16 protein-coding genes are annotated in these 17229 nt (G+C 70.7%); 3 read left to right on the top strand and 13 right to left on the bottom strand.

Annotated elements, in window-relative coordinates:
* Window positions 1-294: 294 nt before the first annotated feature.
* Both ACXJKJ_RS06585 and ACXJKJ_RS06580 read right to left on the bottom strand, forming a co-directional pair.
* The gene (locus ACXJKJ_RS06585) at window positions 295-2124 is read right to left on the bottom strand and encodes a hypothetical protein (protein ID WP_457389534.1); all 1830 of its coding nucleotides are present in this window, start codon (window positions 2122-2124) and stop codon (window positions 295-297) included.
* Window positions 2125-2594: 470 nt separating this feature from the next.
* Entirely contained in the window at window positions 2595-3035 is a 441-nt protein-coding gene (locus ACXJKJ_RS06580) for a hypothetical protein (protein ID WP_457389533.1), read from the bottom strand.
* Window positions 3036-3247: 212 nt separating this feature from the next.
* On the opposite strand from ACXJKJ_RS06580, the gene ACXJKJ_RS06575 reads away from it, so the two are divergent.
* On the top strand, window positions 3248-5806 hold the full coding sequence (locus ACXJKJ_RS06575; RefSeq protein WP_457321666.1) for an EAL domain-containing protein: 2559 nt from the start codon (window positions 3248-3250) through the stop codon (window positions 5804-5806).
* Window positions 5807-5808: 2 nt separating this feature from the next.
* Here ACXJKJ_RS06575 and ACXJKJ_RS06570 read toward each other — a convergent pair whose 3' ends face one another.
* From ACXJKJ_RS06570 to ACXJKJ_RS06555, 4 genes are all read right to left on the bottom strand, one after another.
* Window positions 5809-6282 carry a hypothetical protein gene (locus ACXJKJ_RS06570; RefSeq protein ID WP_457389532.1) on the bottom strand — a complete coding sequence of 158 codons (474 nt, stop codon included), beginning with the start codon at window positions 6280-6282 and terminating at the stop codon, window positions 5809-5811.
* 122 nt (window positions 6283-6404) lie between these two features.
* Window positions 6405-7874 (bottom strand): CHASE3 domain-containing protein, encoded by a 1470-nt coding sequence (locus ACXJKJ_RS06565; RefSeq protein ID WP_457352488.1) that lies wholly within the window; start codon window positions 7872-7874, stop codon window positions 6405-6407.
* Window positions 7837-8250, bottom strand: a complete 414-nt coding sequence (locus ACXJKJ_RS06560; protein ID WP_056204985.1) for a response regulator transcription factor — start codon at window positions 8248-8250, stop codon at window positions 7837-7839. Before ACXJKJ_RS06560 ends, ACXJKJ_RS06565 begins: the two co-directional genes overlap by 38 nt.
* A gap of 134 nt (window positions 8251-8384) precedes the next feature.
* Window positions 8385-8714 (bottom strand): BON domain-containing protein, encoded by a 330-nt coding sequence (locus tag ACXJKJ_RS06555; RefSeq protein ID WP_056204983.1) that lies wholly within the window; start codon window positions 8712-8714, stop codon window positions 8385-8387.
* A gap of 187 nt (window positions 8715-8901) precedes the next feature.
* Here ACXJKJ_RS06555 and ACXJKJ_RS06550 point away from each other — a divergent pair, with 187 nt between their 5' ends.
* Window positions 8902-9552, top strand: coding sequence for a response regulator (locus tag ACXJKJ_RS06550; protein WP_056204980.1), 651 nt, complete (start codon window positions 8902-8904; stop codon window positions 9550-9552).
* Here the strand turns inward: ACXJKJ_RS06550 and ACXJKJ_RS06545 are convergent.
* Complete coding sequence (locus tag ACXJKJ_RS06545) at window positions 9546-9737, bottom strand: hypothetical protein (protein ID WP_457389531.1); 192 nt, start codon at window positions 9735-9737, stop codon at window positions 9546-9548. The two genes, ACXJKJ_RS06550 and ACXJKJ_RS06545, sit on opposite strands and share 7 nt — an antisense overlap.
* A 125-nt stretch (window positions 9738-9862) precedes the next feature.
* Between ACXJKJ_RS06545 and ACXJKJ_RS06540 the strand changes: the two genes are divergently transcribed.
* Window positions 9863-10636 (top strand): substrate-binding periplasmic protein, encoded by a 774-nt coding sequence (locus ACXJKJ_RS06540; protein WP_457389530.1) that lies wholly within the window; start codon window positions 9863-9865, stop codon window positions 10634-10636.
* On the opposite strand, the gene ACXJKJ_RS06535 is transcribed toward ACXJKJ_RS06540, so the two are convergent.
* From ACXJKJ_RS06535 to ACXJKJ_RS06510, 6 genes are read right to left on the bottom strand one after another with little or no spacing between them, the layout of a single operon-like run.
* Window positions 10633-12219 (bottom strand): acyl-CoA dehydrogenase family protein, encoded by a 1587-nt coding sequence (locus ACXJKJ_RS06535; RefSeq protein WP_457389529.1) that lies wholly within the window; start codon window positions 12217-12219, stop codon window positions 10633-10635. The two genes, ACXJKJ_RS06540 and ACXJKJ_RS06535, sit on opposite strands and share 4 nt — an antisense overlap.
* Complete coding sequence (locus ACXJKJ_RS06530) at window positions 12219-13373, bottom strand: GGDEF domain-containing protein (RefSeq protein WP_457389528.1); 1155 nt, start codon at window positions 13371-13373, stop codon at window positions 12219-12221. Before ACXJKJ_RS06530 ends, ACXJKJ_RS06535 begins: the two co-directional genes overlap by 1 nt.
* Window positions 13370-13837, bottom strand: coding sequence for a CreA family protein (locus ACXJKJ_RS06525; RefSeq protein ID WP_457322824.1), 468 nt, complete (start codon window positions 13835-13837; stop codon window positions 13370-13372). Before ACXJKJ_RS06525 ends, ACXJKJ_RS06530 begins: the two co-directional genes overlap by 4 nt.
* A 9-nt stretch (window positions 13838-13846) precedes the next feature.
* Window positions 13847-14959, bottom strand: coding sequence for a lactonase family protein (locus tag ACXJKJ_RS06520; protein WP_457389527.1), 1113 nt, complete (start codon window positions 14957-14959; stop codon window positions 13847-13849).
* Window positions 14956-16239, bottom strand: coding sequence for an alanine racemase (locus tag ACXJKJ_RS06515; RefSeq protein WP_457389526.1), 1284 nt, complete (start codon window positions 16237-16239; stop codon window positions 14956-14958). The genes ACXJKJ_RS06520 and ACXJKJ_RS06515 overlap by 4 nt, the downstream gene beginning before the upstream one ends.
* A gap of 7 nt (window positions 16240-16246) precedes the next feature.
* Window positions 16247-17146, bottom strand: coding sequence for a diacylglycerol/lipid kinase family protein (locus tag ACXJKJ_RS06510; protein WP_162247876.1), 900 nt, complete (start codon window positions 17144-17146; stop codon window positions 16247-16249).
* Between the last annotated feature and the right edge of the window lie 83 nt (window positions 17147-17229).

The raw sequence follows: 17229 nt of genomic DNA, 5'->3' as shown, positions 1-17229 counted from the left end.
CACCGGCTGCCGCGCCCGTTCTTTTAGGGCCTGTTAACACTACGGCAATGGGTCGCGAAGGCCCGCCGCCAGGGCCAATCAAGGCGCGGCACGCCGCCCGCACTCATGTGCGGGCCAGTGGCGCAACGCCGAGTGGCCCCTGGCGGCGGGCCTTCCCTTCGGGTTGTGGCCAGAAATGCCGCGCGCGGCGTTGCAAATGCTCGCCGGGTGTCCAACCCGACTCCGCTTTGCGCCTTGCTCGCGCCCTTTCTGGCCACAACGCGACCCGTTGCCGTAGTGTTAACAGGCCCTGGCTCAGCAGGGCAGCCCCGAGGTCTGCGCCGAGCAGGACTGGCTGTCCAACTGCAACACCAGGCCATCAGGCATGCGGCCCATGATGCGCAGCAGTTTGTAGCTGTTGACATTGAGTGCCGTGTTGCCCACGGTTGCGCTTAGCGAGGCGCCGGTGGCGAAGGCGCCCTTGGCTGTGACGCCAAGTTCCAGGTCGGCCAGTTTGCTGTTGCAAGCCGTGTCGGTGCAGAGCAGGGCGCGGTCTGGCAGCAGGTCGCCGCGCGGCAAGGTCCACGTCGGGCCGTAGCTGATCTTGGCGTTGACGGCGCCCTTCATCCCGGTCAGGTCGGTGATCGCCTTGGCCACCAGCGCCGGCCAGGGCAGGCCGCTCTGGGTGGCGGCAGCGATGGGCAACTGGCCGGCGAGTTCAATGCCCAGGCTGTCGCCATCCAGGCCGCCGAGCGGCGTGCCGCAGGCGCCGTCCTGGAACAGCTCGATCTTCAGGTTGCGGCCCGCGCGTACGAAATTGCGCGCCACGGCGTCGCCGGCAGCGCCCGCAGGCACCGGCAGGCTGACGATGTTGTTGCCGCGCGTGGCACCGCTGAGCGGATCGAGGCTGGGTGTGCCGTCGCTGCTGCTGACGCTCCACAGGCTCAGATAGCCGCCAGCGCCGGCCTTCTTGAACAGCGCCAGTGGCACATCGGTGCCGCTCGCGTCCTTCTGGCTGACCCGGGCGCACTGCAGCACACCCCCGCCGCTGGCGCTGATGGCGGGAATGCTGATATCCAGATAGCGCGCATAGCTGTCCGGTGCCGCGCTGTCGACGCGGCGCGTCAGCACCAGGCGGGCGGCGGCCGTGGCCTGCACCTCCAGGCGGTTGCCAAGGAAGGTCCAGCCGGAGGGGCGCTTCACGGCAGCCTGCTCCAGCCCCAAGCGCCGCTGGAAGCCCGCGGCGTTCTGATAGACGAAGCCGACGCGGCACAGCGGGTCGCCGACACCGAAGTCGCAGCGGCCGAGCATGGAGCGCAGCAGCTTCCCGCCGAACATGACCTCGCCCTCGCCCAGGATGCCATTCATGCGCAGGCAGACCAGCTGCGCCGCGTCCTTGGCCCCGATGAAGGGCGCCGAGATCGCATCGACGCTGGCACGCGCATTCGCGTCGAAGATGGACTCCAGGCCGATCAACTTGCTCTGGCAGTTGCCGATGTTGGCCGTGGCCGTGATCAGCTTGGTGAACAGCGCATCCAGGCCGGTCAGGTCCACCCCCGCCGCTGCGGCGTCGAAGCCCAGGCTGCCCTGGGTCGTGTTGGTCTCCAGATAGGCGGTGCCTGCCCCAAGGCGGGACGTCAGCGTCACGAAGGCCTTGCTGTCGGCACCCAGGCCGACGGCGACGGTGTCCAGCATGCGGTCGTAGCCGGTGTGCGAACCGGCCGTCAGCGCGCCAGCCAGCAGATCGAAGTCGCTTGCCAGGCCTGCGTCGGCCAGGGCTGGCGCGAGGGCTGCGCGCAGGCGGGTCTGGGCGCCGGCCAGGGCGGTGTCGCCCAGGCCCTGCACGGCGCCGGTCATCAGCGTCTCGGGAGCCTGGTCACTGGCCAGCACGGTGATGGCACTGGTCAGTGGCGTCAGATGCAGCGTGCCGCCACTGCTGGTGGCACCCCAAAGGCAGATTGGCTTGTCGGCGACGCTGCCACAGGCCTCGACGCGGAAGGGGCCGTCGCCACTCAGTGCAATCGGGCCGTAGGCACCGGTCGCGGCGGTGACGGGTTTGCCGGTGGCGATGGCCTTGCCGGTCGCGTCCAGCACGCGCACCGTGGCGCTGTTCAGCGCCAGCCCCGCCGCGACGATGCCGGACACCGGTGGTGGTGGCGGAGGAGGCGGCGGGGGGGGCGGGGGGGGCGGCGGTGTCGGCGTCGGCGAAGGAGCGGGCGACGGGCTCGGGCTCGGGCTGGGCGCGGGGCTGGGCGCCGGTGCAGGACTTGGCGACGGGCTGGGCGTTGGCGAGGGGCTGGGCGTTGGCACCGGGACCGGCATGGGCAGCGGGCTGGGCGTGGCCGCTGGCGGCGGCGGGCCGGGCGCTTCGCTGGGCGCGGAGCCGCCGCCCCCGCCGCAGGCAGCGAGAGCCAGGGCCATGGGCCACGCATAGGCCGAAACCCGGCGGGGGGCCGGCGGCGGGGTCAGCGGGATTGGGAAGGAAAGGTCAGCAGAGTCGGGCATCCGGGCCAGCCGCACAGGCGGCACAACGGTCAGGGTTGACCCGACTTTAGGCCGCCGAGCCCGCTGGCGATGGCCGGAACTGCAGGTCCGGCGTGGCCTTTTGCGAGCTATCAGTCGCGGTGGCCGTGCCCGTGCCCGTGCCCGTGGCCGCGGTCGTGACGGCCGCGGTCATGCCAGTCGTCACGGCGCCCGTCGCGGTCACGGTAGACGACGTTCTGGCGGTACCAGCCGTCCTCGACGAAATAGACCGGTGCGCCGCAGGCGCCGTAATAGCCGCAGTGGCGGCGCCAGTTGTGGCGGTGCTCGGGCGGCACCCACAGATAGACCGGCTGGGCGCGGTAGGCCGGGCGGCCGATGATGACCGGCTGGGGTGCCAGCAGCACCGGTTGCGGATAGCGGCCGATGTCGACGCGCCCGTACACGCCCGGTTGGCTGAAGCCGATGGAGACGCCGACGTCCGCGGCCCGGGCGGCAGGCAGGGCCGCCATGGCAGCCACGCCCAGCAGAGCCGGGGCGATCCAGTGTGCGAAGGGGTTGCGACGGGTGGTCATGGGATTTCTCCTGAGGAATGCGGCGGTGCCGCTGCACCCAGTGAACGCCCCGCCGGGGCAGGTGGTTGTCAGTGCGCCGCCGCGGTGCTTGTAGGACAAGCGGTAGGCCCGCGTGGATGCGGCCCTGTCCTACAAGTCTTTGCCCGTCCTGCCGACGCGGCCCCGCTCCTGTGGGCTTGATGCTTGCCCGTCTTTGCGTCGGAGCAGCATCGATGAGCGAACCCCAGCAGACGGGTGTGCCCGCAGACGAGGCACCGCGGGATGTGCTCGCCGCTTCGGTGTCAGCCGCGCAGCTCGCGCTGGCGCAGAACGCGCGCTTCCTGGAGCGCTGCAGCCGCCTGGCTGGCGTCGGCGCCTGGGAATGGCAGGCCGGCACCGAGAAGCTGACGGTGTCCGACTCGGCCTGCGAGTTGCTTGGCCTGCCCATTGGCCAGGTACCGACGCTGGCAGCCCTGTTGCAGCGTTTCGGCCCCGATGGTGCTGCCATGTTGGACGCGGCCCTGCAGCGCGCTGCGGCAGACGGCGAGGGCTGGGATGTCGAGTTGCCGTGCGAGACCGGCCCGAACGGGCACCGCGTGCTGCGCGTGGTTGGTCGCCATGACGAAGACGAAACCGGCCGGCGTGTCGGTGTCGTCATGCAGGACGTCAGTGAACCCGCCAAGGTGCGTGCCGAGCTGGAGCGCACGCTGGAGCGTCTGGCCCTGGCCACGCACAGTGGTGGCATCGGCGTCTGGAATCTGGACCTGCGGGACTCTCGCCATGGCGAACTCACCTGGGACGACGCCATGTGGCGTTTGCACGGCGAGCCGCCGCGTGGCCAGCGCACCAGCCTCGCGAACTGGCGCAAGCGCCTGCATCCCGAGGACCGCCGCGCCGCCGTCATGGCCGTGCGGGCGGCCCTGCGCGACGGGCCCCAGCTGGACGGCGAATGGCGGGTCAGCTGGCCCGATGGCAGCGTCCATGTGCTGCGCAGCGCCGGCCGGGTGCTGCGCGATGCTGGCGGCCGGCCGCGGCGCTTGTCGGGCGTCTGTTGGGACGTCAGCGAGGCTCGCCGTTTGCAACAGCAATTGCAGGAGCAGCATGAGCTGCTGGAGGTCACGCTGCAATCCATCGCCGATGCGGTGCTGACCACCGATGCCCTGGGCCGCGTGACCTGGCTCAACCCCGTCGCCCAGCGGCTGACGGGCTGGTCTGCCGCCGAGGCGCGCGGCCAGCCGGCCAGCCATGTCTTCCTGGCCCAGCGCGAGGAAACCGGCGAGCCCTTGGCCGACCCGGTGCAGCGCTGCCTGGCCACCGGCCGGCCGACGCGTCTGTCTGCCGGTGCCATGTTGCTCAGCCGCGATGGCGAACTGCGCGCCGTGGACGACTCGGTCGCCCCCATCCGCGATGCCGACGGCCGCGTGCTTGGCGCCGTGCTGGTCTTTCGCGACGTGACCCAGCAGCGCCGCCAGTTCGACGAGATCCGCTGGCGCGCCAGCCATGACGGCTTGACTGGCCTTGTCAACCGCGTCGAGTTCGGCCAGCGCCTGGCGCGCACGCTCGAGCGAGCCAAGCGCGATGGCAGCCACCATGCGCTGCTGGCTTTCGACCTCGATCGCTTCAAGCTCGTCAACGACCACTGCGGCCATGCCGCCGGCGACGAGGTGCTGCGCGAGGTTGCCCGCCGCCTGGAGGCCGGCGTTCGCGGCCGCGACACGGTGGCCCGGCTGGGTGGCGACGAGTTCGCGGCCATCCTGGAAAACTGCTCGCTCGACGAGGCCCTGCACGTGGCGCAGAAGCTGTGCGACGCGATGGACCAGTACCGCTATGTGCACGGCGAGCAACGGTTTCGCATCGGCACCAGCATCGGCGTGGCCCCGCTGGATGGGCGCTGGCCCGATGCCGATGCCGCCATGCGCGAGGCCGATGCTTGCTGCATGATCGCCAAGGAGCAGGGCCGCAACCGCGTGCAGCTGTGGGCGCCCGATGACGCCACGCTGCGCGCCCACCAGAGCGAGCACCGCTGGGCGACGCGGCTGCAACAGGCCCTGGACGAGGACCGCTTCGAGCTCGACCTGCAGCGTGTGCTGCCGGCCCAGGGTGAGGACGATGGCCGGCTGCGCGGCGAGCTGCTGTTGCGCCTGCGCGAGCGCGACGGCAGCCGTGTGTTGCCCGGCGCCTTCATGCCGGCGGCCGAGCGCTTCCATCTCGCGCCGCGGCTGGACCGCTGGGTCTTGAGGCAGGCGGTTGACTTGCTGCAGCGCGGCGGCCCCCCGGAGGTCGCGTCGCTGTCCATCAATGTGTCGGCCCTGACGCTGCAGGATGCGGCCTACCACCAGGAAGCCCGGGCCCTGCTGACGGCGCTAGGCCCCACGCGTGCCGCGACCTTGTGCCTGGAAATCACCGAGACGGCCGTCATCACCCAGCTCGGCGAGGCGGCGAGCTTCATCCAGCAGATGCGGGCCCTGGGTGTGCGCATCGCGCTGGACGATTTCGGCGCCGGCGCCTCCTCATACAGCTATCTGAAGGCGCTGCCAGTGGATCTGCTGAAGATCGACGGCCAGTTCGTGCGCGCGTTGATGACCGACCCGCTCGATCAGGTGGCGGTGCGCAGCTTTGTCGACGTTGCCAGGACGCTCGGCCTGACGACGGTGGCGGAATGCGTGGAGACACCCGAGGTGCTGCTGGAGTTGGTGCGCCTGGGCGTCGGCGAGGTGCAGGGTTTCCTGCTCCACCGGCCCCAGCCACTGGCTGAGCTGCTGGTTGCCGCCGAAGAGACGATGCCCGCCTGAACTCAGCGGGCGGTCGCCTGCGGCTCGCGGGGCGGCTGCGGCGCCACATCGGCGCGCACTGGCTGGTCGCGGTCGTCGGCATCAACGGCCGGCGCTTCGGCCTTGGCGACGATGGTGGCGTCATCGGGTGTCGAGGCCGGCGGCGCACTGTTGTCGCGCCCGTCCGCGACCGCGCGCAGCGACACCTGCAGGCCGCGCGACAGCTGCTGCTGCCAGCCGTGCAGGGTGTCCGCCGCCTTGTGCATGACGGCACTCAGCTGCACGTCCAGCGGGCGCGGGTCGTCGACCATGTCCACGCCGGCGCTGGCCCCGAGGGCCGCGATGGCGACGAGCATGGCGGCTGCGTGGAAGCGGCGGCTGTGCAAGGGCGGTGACAGCGCGTCGGCGTCCCGCGACATGATGGACATGTCGGGTACCGGCGGTGCCGGCATCTGCGTGTGCCAGCCCTCGGCATGCGGTGATCGCGGGAATTGCATGGTGCCCTCCTGGCTGCGTCTGAGACGGTTACCGCGCGCTCTGTCGGTGCGGCGCCCGGGAGCAGTTTGGGTGCGCCCGATGCGGCGCCATGTCGGCTCGGGCAGGCTTGGCCTGTAGGACTTCAGGAAGGGCTGGGGCTGCCCAGTTCGCCGGGCGCGGTCACGGGGGCTGGCTCGGGTTCTGGATCTTCGCGCATCGGCAGGCGCGCCAGCACCAGCGTGCCGCGGCCGGGCGCGGACAGCAGCTGCAGCGTGCCGCCCAGGCTTTCGATGCGGTAGCGCATGCCCAGCAGGCCATGGTGGCCGGCCCCCACCGCTTCGGGGTTGAAACCCTGGCCATCGTCGCGGATGTGCAACTGCAGCCAGCCATCCGATTCGGCCAGCGAGACGCGCACGTGCTTGGCCTTGGCGTGGCGCAGCACATTGGTCAGCGCCTCCTGCACGAGGCGGTACATCGCCAGCCGGCTGGCCTCGTCGCTGGGGGCCTCCATCAGCTCCAGGCTGAGCTGCAGGCCGGAGCGCTGCGCGAACTCCTGGGTCAGGATCTCCAGCGCCGGGATGAGGCCGAGGTTGGACAGGGCCGATGGGCGCAGGTCCTCGATGATGCGGCGCTTCAGCGCAATGCCCTGGTCGAGCAGCTCGCTCATGTGCTTGAGGCGCTCGTCGATCTCGGGCGCCGCGGTGCGCGTCATGCGGCGGATGCGCGCCACGTCGAGCTTGGCGGCCGTCAGCAGCGCACCGAGCTCGTCGTGCAGCTCGCGGGCCAGATGGGCGCGCTCGTCCTCGCGCACCGTCTGCAGGTGGTGGGCCAGCTCGGTCAGCTCGGCGGTGCGGCGGGCCACCTCGCGGTCCAGCCGGTCGCGTTCCAGCGCCAGCTCCTGGGCGTGCTCACGGCGGGCCGCGTGCAGGGCCTCGTTACGGCGCAGAAAGATGGCCAGGCCGAACAGGCTGAGCAGCGTCAGCCCGTGCACGCCGATGCGGCCGTAGTTCAGCGAGCGCACGACGGCGTCGCGCTCGGTGGCAATCTGCGTCAGTTCGTGCTGGTCGAGCTGGCCGACGGCGTCGCGCACCGCCTGCATCTTCTCGCGGCCGATGTCGGACTCGACCAGCCCGTGCCAGGCCGTGTCCTGCCCGTCGCGGTAAAGCTTGACGACCAGCTGCAGTTCGGAGAGTTTTTCGCTGGCACGCCGGCTCGCGTCGGCCACCAGGGCCTCCCATTCGGAGCTGGCGTACTGGCCGCGCAGCCGTGACAACACATTGGGCAGCTCCTGCTCGGCCAGCTTGATTGGCGCGAGGTAATCGTCGCGCCCGGTCAGCAGATAGCCGCGCTGCGCCGTCTCGGCATCGGTCAGCAACTCGCGCAGGCGCAGGCCGTCGTTGCGCGCCTGGTGGCGGGCCTGGGATTGGTTCAGCGCCTCGTCAGCACCCCAGAAGGCGGCCTCGCTGACGCCCATGACGGCGGCTGCTGCCAGTGCCGCGAAACCGACGGCCAGACCGCGATTGCGGCTGGCGCCTTCCAGCCAGGGATCGAGATGACGCAGCACGGGCAGCCGTTCAACTGGCCGCGGCTGCAGGGCGCGCTGATGAGGCATGTTCGGCCAGTTCGGCGCAGTAGCTGATGAGGTCGTCGAGCTCGCGGCTCTTGTCAAACACCCGTTCCGCGCCCAGGCTGGCGCAGCGCCGGCGCATTTCCTCGGTGGCGTAATTGGTCAGCACGACGCGCCGCGCCCGGATGCCCAACTGCTGGGCGGCCTGCAGCACGCCCAGGCCGGTGCCGGAACGCAGGAAGACGTCGACGATGAAGAGATCGGCATTGCCGTCGGGATCGCGGCTCATCCAGCGCACCGCGCTGGCTTCATCGGCCACCGAGCCCACCACTTCGACCTGAGCCAGTTCCTCAAGCGTCGCAATCAGGTTCTCAAGGATCACCGGACTGTCTTCGACGATGAAGGCTTTGAGTGCTGGCATGGCCCGACGGCGGCGCGAGGATGATGAGGTTGAAGTATGGACCGCTTCCGCGTCGGGCCGGCAGTGCCGGCAGCGCATCGCGCTGTAGGACTTCTCCTAGGGAAACTCCCTTGGAAGTCCTTCAGCGGCGGTCTTCAGTTGGGGTGTCGCACGGCGATGTCATTGCGCACGGCGACGACACCGGAGGTCTCGCGGGCCAGCTTCTCAGCCATGGCCTTTTCCTCGTACGACTTGGCGAAGCCGGACAGTTGCACCGTGCCCTTCAGCGTCTCGACACTGATGGCCATCGCGCTGACGGTCGGGTCGGCGGCGAACTTGCCCTTGACGCGGGTGGTCAACGCGGCGTCATCAACATAGGCGCCCACGGTTTCCTGGTTGCGGGTGACGGCGCAGCCGCTGGTGCCGGCCAGGGTGGCCGTGAGAGCGGTGGCGACGGCCAGAGTGAGGATGGACTTGTTCAGCATTGCAGTTCTCCTTGGATGGCGGCTTCACGGAGCCGCTGGAGCCACTATCGCGGCACGCCACCACGGGCGGCATAGTCCCGAAGCGCGGCCCCCTGTCGGACTCGGCCGGCGTCGATGTAGGACTGAAGGTATCGCGGCGCGCCCTGCGGACTGCTACGCTGAGCCATCCCTCAACACCGCGTTCATCATGATCCGTATCGGCATCGTCGACGACCACGCCATCGTGCGCACCGGCTTGCGCCAGTTCCTGTCCGACCACGTCGACCTGCGCGTCACGGGCGAAGGCGCCAGTGGCCACGACGCCCTAGAGATGGCGCGTGGCGGCGAGGTCGACGTGCTGCTGCTGGACATCTCCATGCCCGACCAGAGCGGCGTCGATGCGCTCGCAGCCATCAAGGCGCGATTCCCCGAACTGCCGGTGCTGATCCTCAGCGGCTTTCCTGAGGCGCATTACGCGACGACGCTGCTGCGCCAGGGCGCCAGCGGCTACCTCAACAAGGAATGCGATCCCGACGAAATCGCCAATGCCATCCGCCTGGTGGCGCGTGGCCGGCGCTACATCAGCCCGGCGGTGGCGGAGCAACTGGCGGACAGCGTGGTGGGTGGCGGCAGCGCCGGCAATGCGCCCGACAAGCCCCTGCACGAGGCGCTGTCGGAGCGCGAGTTCCAGGTCTTCCTGCGCCTGGCTCAGGGCGAGACCGTGGGCCATATCGCCGAGGCGCTGTTCCTCAGCGTCAAGACCGTCAGCACCTACCGCACGCGCGTGCTCGAGAAGCTCAAGCTGGCGACCAACAGCGATCTGACCTACTACGCGCTGAAGAACGGGTTGATTCAGTAGCGGGGTTCGCCGCTGTCCCTGGGCGCGTCCTCGCCGAGGGTCCAGGGCAGCGCGCATTCATAACCCAGCTCGGCCTCGCTCGACGTGGCGGCCGGCGACCACAGGCGCGTCAGCGCTGACCAGAAGGGGCGGTGCGGGCTGGATTCGGCCAGGGAGTTGTGCTGCAGCGAGGCGTCGATGGTCATGGAAGATTCCGGCTGAGGTTGGCGCGCCCAGCATCGCCAGGGGCGGGGGTGGCGTGTATCGGCGGGTGTCGCAGTGGCCTGTCGGAGCTGGCTGACAAGCCCGCCGTCTCGATCAGAATGCGGGCGTGCTGTCGCCTCTGTCCCTGCTGCGCCTGAGCCTGACCTGCCTGGCGCTTGCCTTCCTGCCGGCGTCTGCCTGCGAGCTGCGCGTGCGATGGAACCCTGATCCGCCCTACAGCATGCGTGACGGGCAGGGCCACCTCATCGGCATGCAGACCGAACTGGTCGAGCGCACGCTGGAGCGCATGCAATGCCGGGCGGTCTGGGTCGAGCTACCCTGGGCACGCGCCCTGGTCGAGCTGCAGGCCGGCCGCCTGGACCTGCTGCCCGGCGCGCTGCGCCGCCCCGAACGCGAGGCCTATGCGCATTGGGTCGAACAGCACATTGCCGTGGCCAACCGCCTCTTCGTGCGTGCCGGTCGCGAGGCCGACTTCGCCAACGCGACGCGGCTGAAAGAGGCCTGGCGGCAGGGCCTGAAGCTGGGCGTGCAGATCGGGGTGGTCTACGGCCCCGACTACGCCGAGTTGCTCGCCGACCCGGCCTTTCGCGCCACGCTGACCCAGGCGTCGGCGCGCCGCAGCCTGTGGCAGATGCTGGAGATCGGCCGCGTCGATGGCGTGCTGGCCAGCGAGGTGACGGCGCGCTGGGAGCTGGGCGAGCTGGGCCTGACCGGCCGCATCGTGCCGACCTCCGTGGTGGTGCCCCACGAGCCGGCTCAGCTGATGTTCAGCAAGCGCTCGGTCGATCCGTCGCTGGTGCAGCGTTACCGCGAAGCCAGCGAGGCGCTGGAGCGCGATGGCACGCAGGCGAGCATCGTGCGCCGCTACCTCGGCGACTAGCCAACCAGCGCCGCGTCGAGGATCTGTGCCGCCTGCGGCACGGCCAGCGTGCCAACAAGGCGGCCATCGCCGCCGAAGCGGGTCGCGATGAAGGCGTCCGCGGCAATGGTGGACGATTGCTCACGCATCAGCAGGCCTTGGGCGCACAACACCAGGCCTTGCGCAACGCGGCGGGCCTGGGATTCAAGCGCAGTCGGGTCGCCGGTCAGCAGGCGCCGCAGGCTTTGGGCTTCGGCGCGCACCGGGGCGTCCGTGCTCCCGTCAAACGCATCGAGCAGTGCGAAGGCCACCTCGGGCTCACGGGCGACGGCACGCAGCACATCCAGGGCCATGACATTGCCCGAGCCCTCCCAGATCGAGTTCACTGGCGCCTCGCGGTACAGCCGCGCCAGCACGCCATCCTCCACGTAGCCATTGCCGCCGAGCAACTCCATGGCCTCGCCGGTGCACTCGATGGCGCGCTTGCAGACCCAGAGCTTGGCGGCCGGCGTCATCAGCCGTTGCCAGGCCGGCTCGTTGTTCTCGAAGCCGCGTGCCAGGCGCAGCATCAGGCGCATCGCGGCTTCGCTTTCCAGCGCCAGATCGGCCAGCACGGTCTGCATCAGCGGTTGTTCCGCGAGATGGCGGCCAAACGCGAAGCGCTCGCGCGCGTTGTGCAGGGCCTGGACCAGGCCGGCGCGCAGCAGGGCGGCGCTGCCGATGACGCAGTTCAGCCGCGTGTAGCCGGCCATCTCGATCAGCGTCGGGATGCCGCGGCCCTCTTCACCGAGGCGCCGCGCCCAGGCGCCGTGGAACTCGACCTCGCTGCTGGCATTGCTGCGGTTGCCGAGCTTGTCCTTCAGGCGCATCACCTGGATGGCGTTGCGCGCGCCATCGGGGGTGTAGCGGGGCAGCCAGAAGCAGGTCGGGCCGGCCTCGGTGCGGGCCAGCACGAGGTGGGCGTCGCTGCTGGGCGCCGAGAAAAACCATTTATGGCCGGTGATGGCGTAGCTGCCGTCCGTCTGCTCGACGGCTTGCGTTGTCACGCGGCGCAGGTCGGAACCGCCCTGTTTCTCGGTCATGCCCATGCCGACCCAGATCGACGGTTTCTCCGTCAGCGGCCGGTCCAGCGGGTCGTGCTCACGGCTGAAGAACCTGTCGCGCAGCGGCGCGAACAACTCGGGCTGTTTGGCCAGCACGGGAATGGCGGCCTGGGTCATGGTCGCCGGGCACAGCGAGCCGGCCTCGACCTGGCCATGCAGATAGCAGCCGGCCGCGAAGTGGGCCCAGCGGCCGGGCGTGTCGGTGGCGAAGACGTCGGCGATCAGGCCCTGGCGGCGGTACATCGCCAGCAGCGCATGCCAGCTGGGGTGGAAGTCGACCAGGTCGACGCGGCGGCCGCGGGCGTCGAATTGGCGCAGCTGCGGGCCGTGGCGGTTGGCGTCGCGTGCGAGCTGGGCGGTTTCGGCACTGCCGAGTTCAGCGCCATAGCGGGACAGCGGCTCGACGGCCTGCGGCGCGGCCTCGCGCAGCGCGGCCAGCAAAGCCGGGTCGGAGGCCAGCAGGTTGTGGCCGACCCATTCGTCGACGAGGTTGTCGCTCATCAGTCCTGGACCCCCGGCTCGGCCATCAACTGACCCTTGCCGGCGCGCCGGGCTTCGTAAAGGGCCGTCTCGGCGCGGCGTTGCAGGTCGGCCAGGCCGCGGTCTCCGGGGCGCAGCTTGGCCCAGCCGGCGCTGAAGGACAGCGCCATGCCCAGCTCGGCCGGTGCGCGTTCGGCCAGCGCCTTGCGCAGGCGCTGGTCCAGGGCCTGCGGGCCCTCGGGCAGGCAGCGCGCCATCAGCACACCGAACTGCTCGCCGCTCAGGCGGCCGGCGAGGTCGCCCAGGCGCATCTGGGCCTGAATGCAGCTGGCAAACAGGGCCAGGGCGCGATCGGAGAAATCCATGTCGCGCTCTGCCTGCAGGGTCGCGAAGTCGTCCAGGTCCAGCACCACCAGAGCCAGGGGCTCGTCGTAGCGGCGCGCCATGGAGATCAGGTCGACCGAGCGCTGGGTGAAGGCGTTGCAGTCCGCCAGGCCGGTCAGGCCGTCGGTCTGGGCCAGGCGCGCCAGCTCGGCCTCGGTCTGGCCGCGCCAAGCCAGTAGCAGCATCGGCAGGGCCAGCAGCAGGGCGAGCTGGCCGGCCAGCGCCAGCAGCAGGTCGGGCCAGGGCGCGGTGTCGCCGAGCAGGGTGGTGGCGGCGCGGCCCAGCATGGCTGCCAGCAGCGGCAGCACGGCGGCCAGCCCCAGCAGGCGCCAGCGCCGGCTGTTCAGGCCCTGCAGCACCGTGCTGCGGCCCGGCAGCATCAGCGCCACGCCCAGCCAGGCGAGTTGGGCGCCGAGCACCGCGTCAGCCAGGGTTTGGCCGACGGCATGCTCGTCCGCCAACAGGGCGTGGCCAATGCCCAGCACCAGCGGTGCAGCCGCCATGAGCCAGCGCCCCGGCCGCGGCGTCAGCCACAAGCCCAGGGCCCACCAAAGCGCGGACAGGCCGAGGCTGATGACGGCCAGGCCGACGCTGTGCAGGGTCGGCACAGCCATTCGATCGCCGTGGGTCGGGCTCGCCATGGCCAGGCCCAGGGCCAGGGCTGCCATGCCCACCTGGGCCCAGCGGCCGCCGGCATTCGCGCCGTGCCAGCCGATCAGCGTGATCAGCACCAGCGCCGCGGCCAGCGCCTGCATGGGCATCAGCGCGAACAGGGCGGCAGTGAATGTCATTTCTTGATGGGGATGGGGGTTTCGCGGGCGACCGGTACGGCGGTCACGCTGTTCTGCGGCGAACCGTCGATGAGGCGGTCGGAGTAGGTCAGGTAGACCAGGGTATTGCGCGACGCGTCCACCATGCGAACGATGCGCAGCCGCTTGAAGACCAGGGATATGCGCTCGTTGAAGACCTCTTCCTGGCGCGGCAGTGCCTGGCTGATGGTGATCGGTCCGACCTGGCGGCAGGCGATGGAGGCCTCGGCCTTGTCCTCGGCCAGGCCGATGGCGCCCTTGATGCCGCCCGTCTTGGCGCGCGACACATAGCAGGTCACGCCCTGCACCTTGGGATCGTCATGGGCATCCACGACCACCTTGTGGTCGGGGCCGATCAGCTTGAAGGCGGTGTCGACCGAGCCGATGGGTTCGGCCCCGGCCAGCGCCGTTGCGGTGAGCAGGAGAACGAGGGCGGCTTGCTTCATCGGCTCAGTCTAGAGCGAACAGGCCCCGGCGGGGCTGGGCACCGCCGTCTGGCGCCCCGTGAAGCGCGGTTGCTCGGGGCGGCCGAGGTCGAAATGGCTGAGCTGGTCGCTGCGCTGGTTGCACACGAACAGGTGGCGGCCGGCGCGGCAGGCGCTGCGCGGGTAGCTGCCATGCACCCAGTGATGGTCCAGCAGGCGCGGGCGGCGCGGCTGGGCCAGGGCGATGACGGCCAGGCTGTCGTGCAGGCGGTTCAATGCGTAGAGGTGGCGGCCACCGGGTGCGATCAGCAGGTCGGAGGCGTAGCTGGTGCCGGCAAAGCCGCCGGGCAGCACCGAGACCTCGTCCAGCAGGCGTGGGCCGTCGGATGTCAGCTCCACCGTTGACAGCGTGGACGACTCCTCCTGCAGCACATAGACCCAGCGAGCGTCCGTGGGATGGAAGGCAAAGTGCCGTGGACCCGAGCCCGGGCTGAGTGCGAGTTCGAAAGCGGCGGCCTTCGGCGCACCGGACTTGAGCGGCCAGACGAGCAACCGGTCGCGGCCCAGGTCGGTGCCGAGCAGCCAGCGGCCGTCGGGGCTGGCCTGGATCATGTGGGCGTGCGGTGCTTCGTGACCGCTGCTGGCCTGGCTGCCGGGCGGAGCCTTGGCCGCCTGTTGCGGGCCCGGCCGGCAGTCTGGGCCGGCGCAACTGGGCCAGCTCTCGGTCTCGCCGAGGCGGCCATCGGCTTGCAGTGGCAGCGCAGCAAAGCGGGCATCGCCGTAATGGGCAACCCAGGCGTGGCCGTTGCTCAGCGACAGCTGCACCGGGCCGCGGCCGCCGCTGGGCTGGCGCTGCACAAGTTCGAGCCGACCATGCGCGTCCTGGATATAGACAGCGACATGGTCTGCGCCTTCCTCTGCGGCATAGACGTGGTGGCCCTGGGCCGCCAGCCAGCTCGGGCTGTGGGCGTTGGCCGTCAGACCCAGGGTTTTCAGGCCGCCGTCGGCGGCGATGGCAAAGCTGTAGAGGCCCTGGCCCAGCGGGGCATAGGTGCCGACGTGAAGGAAGCGCGGCGGGGGCGTTGCGGCGGTGGCGGGCATCAGGGCAGCGGCGGAGAGGCTCAGCAAATGGCGGCGTTTCATGCGAACTGCGTCGTGATGGCATCGACGACGCGGTCGTCCTCGTCGACGACGGCCATCCAGGCCCATTTGTCGAAGGTCGTGCATGGGTGCGAGGGTCCCAGCGCGACGCGCTCGCCGACGGCGGGGCCGTCCCATCCGCTCGGGTCCCAGCGCAGATAGGCATGCTGGTCGTTCAGCCCGGTGACGCGCCAACCCGCGGGGGCCTTGGCTCGCTCGGCGCCGCGCAGATGCCAGACCGGCAGCGGCCAGCCGGCATCGAAGGACACATCACGCCGGCCGGCATTGAGCAAGGCCAGGCCCGGCTCGGGGCAGGACAGCACCTGGGTCCAGACCTCCAGCGCCGGCTGCAGGCTGGGCGCCGACAGCGGCGTGCCCATGCGCTCGTCCATGCTGCGCATGTAGCGGCCGTAGTGCTCGTGGTCATGACAGACGTAGCAGCCCGAGCGCAGCAGGCCCAGGCGACCAGGCTTGCCGGCCAGCACGGGGGCGACGAGATCGAAGAGGGCCGAGCCGCCGCCGCTGAGCCACAGCGGCTGCGCATCGGCGTCGATCAGGCCCTCCGCTTCGATGTCGCTCAGCAGTGCCTCGATGCGCGTCTGCCATTGCTGCATCAGCGCGCGGTCGGGTTCGCTCTCGCCTCGGACCTGCAGGCCCTCGTAGAAGCCGATGCCGCGCAGCCGCAGTGCCGGGTGGGTTTTGAGTGCACGCGCCAAGGCCAGCGCCGGGCCATGCTCGCGCACGCCGCAGCGCGAAGTGCCGAGTTCGATCAGCACATCGATCCGAGCCTCGCCTTGGCCCAGATCCGCCCAGTGCGCCGCCAGCAGATCCAGCTGTGCCTGCGAGTCGACAAAGAAGGCCAGCTCCAGGCCAGGGTGGCGGCGCCGCAGGTCCAGCCATTCGGCCAGCTCGGTCGCGCCGATGAGCTGGTTGGCGATCAGCGCCCGCCGCGCGCCAGCGGCCAGGCCCAGGCGCAACTGGTGCACGTTGGCGAACGTCAGGCCCCAGGCGCCCGCGTCGAGCTGGCGGCGGAACAGCTGCGGGCTCATCGTCGTCTTGCCATGCGGCGCCAGCTGCACGCCGCGCTGGGCCGCAAAGTTCTGCATCCAGGCGATGTTGTGGGCCAGGGCCTGCTGGCGCACGACGGCCAGGGGTGTCGGCAGCTCGTGCAGCGTCCAGCCGCGCTGGGCCACGTCGGCCAGTGGCAGGGGCGGCTGCAGTGCCGGAAAGCCTTTCAGCCAGGGACCGAGCCAGCCGGCGCGCGGGGTGTCGTCATGATCCATGGCGCCATCATCGCGCGCGGACGACGCTGAGGGCCTGCGGCAGCACGCGCACTGCGATGTCGGTGGCGGACGGCAGGGGCTCGCCGTCCACGGCCAGCGGCACGGACGCGGGGCTGGTCAGGTGCAAGGCCTTGAAGCGGCTCAAGCTCACCTTGGCATGACGCAGGTGCAGCCCGGTCAGCAGCAGCGGCATCATGGCCAACGCACCCAGCCGCCCGAAGGCGGCGACGCGCAGCAGCTGCAGCTCGCCGTCGTCCACGCGCGCGCCGGGTGCAGCCGGCATGCCGCTGCCATAGCTCGGCGTGTTCAGGCTGGAAGCGAACAGCATCGGCCCGTCGCTCAGCAGCTGGCCATCGGCCTCGACGCGCATCGGATAGACGCGCAGCCGGCCAATCTCGTTCAGCGTGGCCCACAGATAGCGCGGCTGGCCGCGCAGCCAGTGGGGTGCGGCCTGGGCGCGGATGGCGATGGCCGCGTCGAAGCCGGCGGTCAGGCTGGACATGAAGAGCTGGGCGCCGCCTTCGGCCGTCGTGATCTCGCCCAGGTCCATCGCTGCGGCCGGCGCGCGCTGTGCGTGGGCCAAGGCCTCGCGCCAACCCATGCGCGCCAGGCCGAGTGCGCGGGCCAGGTCGTTGCCGGTGCCGCCGGGCAGGATGGCCAGCTGCAGCCGGCGTGCGACCAGGGCCGGCAGCAGCTGGTGCACGGTGCCGTCGCCGCCAGCGACGATGACGCGGCTGCCTTCGGGCAGGGCCAGCAGGCGCTGGCGTGCGGCGGCGACGTTCTCGGGCAGCACCAGCGGTACCCCGGGCAGCGCCTCGCGCAGCGGGGCGGCGAGGGCGGCGCAGCGGCCGTTGGCGGCATGCGGGTTCAGCAGGCACAGCGCCGGGGTCAGGGCAGAGGCGATCACGCCGGGCATTGGATTCGGCGGCGCGCCCTCACGCCATCGGCGCAGACCCTGCGGTGCAGGGTGCCGGCTCTGTCTACACTGGG

The organism is Roseateles sp. P5_E1 (assembly GCF_054049335.1).
This window is presented reverse-complemented; position numbering and strand designations above follow the sequence as displayed.